At 67.0% G+C, this 3,400-nt stretch carries 4 protein-coding genes; all 4 read left to right on the top strand.

Features of this window, described 5'->3' with window-relative positions; translation table 11 throughout:
- Positions 1 to 188 precede the first annotated feature (188 nt).
- The 4 genes from ACFVWD_RS57820 to ACFVWD_RS57805 all read left to right on the top strand — a co-directional run bounded on the left by ACFVWD_RS57820 (position 189) and on the right by ACFVWD_RS57805 (position 3,065).
- Positions 189 to 1,172: a helix-turn-helix domain-containing protein gene (locus tag ACFVWD_RS57820; RefSeq protein WP_389607180.1), complete on the top strand. Its 984-nt coding sequence runs from the start codon at positions 189 to 191 to the stop codon at positions 1,170 to 1,172.
- Positions 1,173 to 1,282: 110 nt separating this feature from the next.
- The gene (locus tag ACFVWD_RS57815; RefSeq protein WP_389607178.1) at positions 1,283 to 1,753 is read left to right on the top strand and encodes a hypothetical protein; all 471 of its coding nucleotides are present in this window, start codon (positions 1,283 to 1,285) and stop codon (positions 1,751 to 1,753) included.
- 71 nt (positions 1,754 to 1,824) lie between these two features.
- Entirely contained in the window at positions 1,825 to 2,166 is a 342-nt protein-coding gene (locus ACFVWD_RS57810) for a helix-turn-helix transcriptional regulator (protein ID WP_389607182.1), read from the top strand.
- 302 nt (positions 2,167 to 2,468) lie between these two features.
- Positions 2,469 to 3,065, top strand: coding sequence for a peptidase inhibitor family I36 protein (locus ACFVWD_RS57805; protein WP_389607176.1), 597 nt, complete (start codon positions 2,469 to 2,471; stop codon positions 3,063 to 3,065).
- The last annotated feature ends 335 nt before the right edge of the window (positions 3,066 to 3,400 follow it).

Raw genomic sequence — 3,400 nt, 5'->3', positions numbered from 1 at the left:
TACCCGTTGGCGATGCGGGTCCGTGACGAGTTGTTCGCGGACGCCGAGTTCGCCGAGGCGTTCGGAACCAGAGGGCGGCCGGGCTGGTCACCAGGCCAGCTGGCGCTGGTAAGCAAGGCAGCTGCTCACCGCACGCTCGGCGGCTAGATCGAGCAAGATCTTCATGATCCTTCTAGGGGGTATGTCAGGTGTTCGAAGGTGTGTTGCGCAGCGAGGATTTACCGGTCGCCGACCGCTTCGAGTGGTGGTGCGGGTTGATCTCCCGCTCCTTGTTGCCGAGTGTGGTCACCAGCGACCACGCCGATGACTTCCGAGCCTCGATCAAGAGGCTGGAGGTAGGAGATTCACGGGCGTCGGTCGTGTCGTACTCTCCGATGCGCGTTCGCCGCACTCCGGCCCTGGTGCGCCGGTCCGACCCGCAGCTTTATCACTTGGCGTTGCCTACACGAGGCAAACGTGGGGTGTCCCAGTGCGGGCGGGATGCGCTGTTCGAGGAGGGCAGCCTGCTGCTATATGACAGCTCCCACCCCTATGACTCGCAGTGCTTCGCTGAGCAGGGTGAGGCAGGGGCGATCATCGTGGATGTGCCCCGCGCCGCGCTGCCCCTGCCTGGCGCCAAAGTCGACCGTCTCCTGGTGACCCCTCTGCCAGGAAATATCGGCGTTGGAGGACTACTCTCCCAGTTCTTAATCGGCCTGACCGGTGAGCCTGCCGCCTATCATCCGCAGGACGCCGTCCGCTTGGGCACGGTCATGACGGACCTGGTCACGGTGTTCCTGGCCCACCACCTGGACGCGGCCGACGCCGTTCCTCCCGATAGCCGCCAGCAGGCGCTGATGGTCAGCATCCATTCCTTCATCGAACGCAACCTGGGCGACCCGCAGTTGTCCCCCGGCGTGGTCGCTGCCGCCCACCACATCTCGGTGCGGTACCTGCACCGGCTGTTCCAACAACAGGGCACCACCGTCGGCGGGTGGATCCGGCACCGGCGTCTGGAGCGGTGCCGCCGGGACCTGGCCGAGCCCGCGCTGTCCTTACGGCCGATCCACGCCGTGGGCGCCCGGTGGGGTTTCAGGCACGCGGCGGATTTCAGCCGGGCTTTCCGTGCCGCCTACGGCATGCCACCCGGCGAATACCGGCACCGCGCCTACGGCCGGGACGGGGGTGTGTGAGGTGATTGAGGCCGTTTTGCGTAGCGAGGAGTTGCCGGTCGCTGATCGGTTCGAGTGGTGGCGGGAGGTGACGTCGCACACGCTCATGCCTACGGAGTTCACCAGCGACCATGCCGATGACTTCCGCCCCCAGTGCCCGGGTGCTGGAGCTTGGGGCTGTGGTCTCGTCGGTGCTGTCCTATCCGTCGTTGCGCTCGCGTCGAACACCGGCGTTGATACGTCGGTCCGACCCGGAGCTGTACCACCTGGCCCTGACGCTGAGCGGCGGGCAGCGCATTTCCCACTGCGGGCGTGACGCGTTGGTGGGTGCTGGGGACGTGGTGCTCTATGACACGTCGCACCCGTGCGACGCCTGGACCTTCCCCGACGGCGGGGGCGCGGTCGAGGGGATCATCGTGAATTGGCCCCGTGCGGCGTTTCCTCTTCCCGCGGCGAAGGCTGACCGCCTCTTCGCGGTGCCGCTGCCAGGAAATACCGGCATGGGGGCGATCCTGTCGCAGTTTCTGACCAGTGCGGTCGTCGAGTCCGCTTCTGCCGGTCGCAGGACGCCGTACGCCTGGGCGCGGTCACGCTGGACCTGATCACCGCCTTCCTGGCGCACCACTTGGGCGCGGCCGACACCCTTCCCCCCGAGAGCCGCCAGCAGGCGCTGATGGTCAGCGTCCACTCCTTCATCGAACACCACTTGGACGACCCGCAGTTGTCGCCCGCCGCAATCGCGGCCGCCCACCACATCTCCGTGCGGTATTTGCACCGGTTGTTCCAACCGCAGGGCACCACCGTGAGCGCTTGGATCCGGCAGCGACGCCTGGAACGCTGTCACCGGGACCTTGCCGACCCCCAGTCGTCCGACAAGCCGATCGGCTTCCTTGCCGCACGCTGGGGCTTTGTCCATGCTTCCGACTTCACCCGCTCATTCCGCACTGCCTACGGGGTCCCGCCGAGCACCTACCGTCGAGCGGTACTCCACGGCGAACCATGCACTGACCGTTAACCACTGTGCGTTCAGCGCCAACACTGAGCGCGGTCTCGCTGCCACACTTGTCTATGCCAAGCAGGCACCCGCTGCCAGCGGCGGTCCCCAGGATTTGAACCGGCGCTGGGCGCCGGAGGACATGGGGTGGGCGCTCGTTGCTCTATGCGGGCCGGAAGATTGTCATGTTCGCACGACGCGGTCATTGATCAGGGTGCAAAACCGGCTGCCCATTCAATCCCCCGACCGGAACAGTGGAGGTCACACGGCGCGGACAGCCACCTCGGCTTGCCCGGCCGGTCAGAGCAGAAAGGAATCGGAATATGAACATGCACAAGCGGCTCGCGCTCGCGGCAGCAACTGCAGCGCTGGGGGGTATCGGCGCGTTAGCCACACCTGCCGCCACAGCCTCGGCCGCTCCTGACACGCACTCCGTGTTCGCGGCGCAAAGCCGCCAAGCCGGACTGACCGATACGCAGAGCGCGGAACTGCAGCGGCAGGTGAATACCACCATCGCCGAGTCCGGGGGCCGACAGGTGGCGGCGAACATCATCGACCTGGGCCACGGCGCCTCAGTGCGACTTGTCGTGCCCGGCGAGAAGTACGTGCGCGACCTCGCCACCACGCGCGGTCCGGTGACCAGCCTGGCCGCAGCGCACGTCTGCCCCTACGGAGACTTCTGCGCCTACACAGCCGTCAACTACGGCGGCCGGGAGCAGCGGATGGGGCCGTGCGGGAAACATCCCCTCGATGGGTCGGGCTGGAGTGGGGCCGGGTCCTGGTACAACAATCAGACCCAGTCGTGGATGGTAGCCACCATGTGGGGTAAAAACGGCGAGTTCGTCTACCAGGACAACGGGCCCGGTTCCCACGACACGCACGGCAACTGGGCCAAGGTCTGGTCGATCACCAACTGCTGACGATGGGTTCGCTCGTAGAGCTACGGCGAACAGACACGTAGCGCTGCGTAATCAGGGCAAAGTGACAGAGCCCAGAATACGAGGTGGCGGTTCGGAATCAGCGCTACACGGGCGCGGGGACTTCCGAGCACTGGCCCGGGATGGCGGCGGCCAGGGCAGTCCCGGCGGGCAGGCCGGACACCGGGTCGCCGGGCTTCGGCGACCCGGTGGCGTAAAGGTGCTGCCCCGGCCCTCGGGCGCCTCCCGGCGTTGGCCTGGGCCGTACTCGGGTGACCGCCCTGTCATGGCAGGAGGCCCCTGGTCCCCGCCCTCGTGGACCAGGGTGCCCGCCCTAG

The sequence above is a fragment of the Streptomyces sp. NPDC058086 genome, assembly GCF_042885015.1.
In the GTDB taxonomy this organism is placed as follows: Bacteria; Actinomycetota; Actinomycetes; order Streptomycetales; family Streptomycetaceae; genus Streptomyces.
Note: the sequence above shows the minus strand (reverse complement) of the source record. Positions and strands in the feature narration are given on the sequence as shown.

Bases quoted from the DNA above. Each gene is read 5' to 3' on its own strand.
- ACFVWD_RS57815 (WP_389607178.1), top strand. From the start codon at position 1,283: ATGCCGATGACTTCCGCCCCCAGTGCCCGGGTGCTGGAGCTTGGGGCT.
- ACFVWD_RS57805 (WP_389607176.1), top strand. From the start codon at position 2,469: ATGAACATGCACAAGCGGCTCGCGCTCGCGGCAGCAACTGCAGCGCTG.
- ACFVWD_RS57810 (WP_389607182.1), top strand. From the start codon at position 1,825: ATGGTCAGCGTCCACTCCTTCATCGAACACCACTTGGACGACCCGCAG.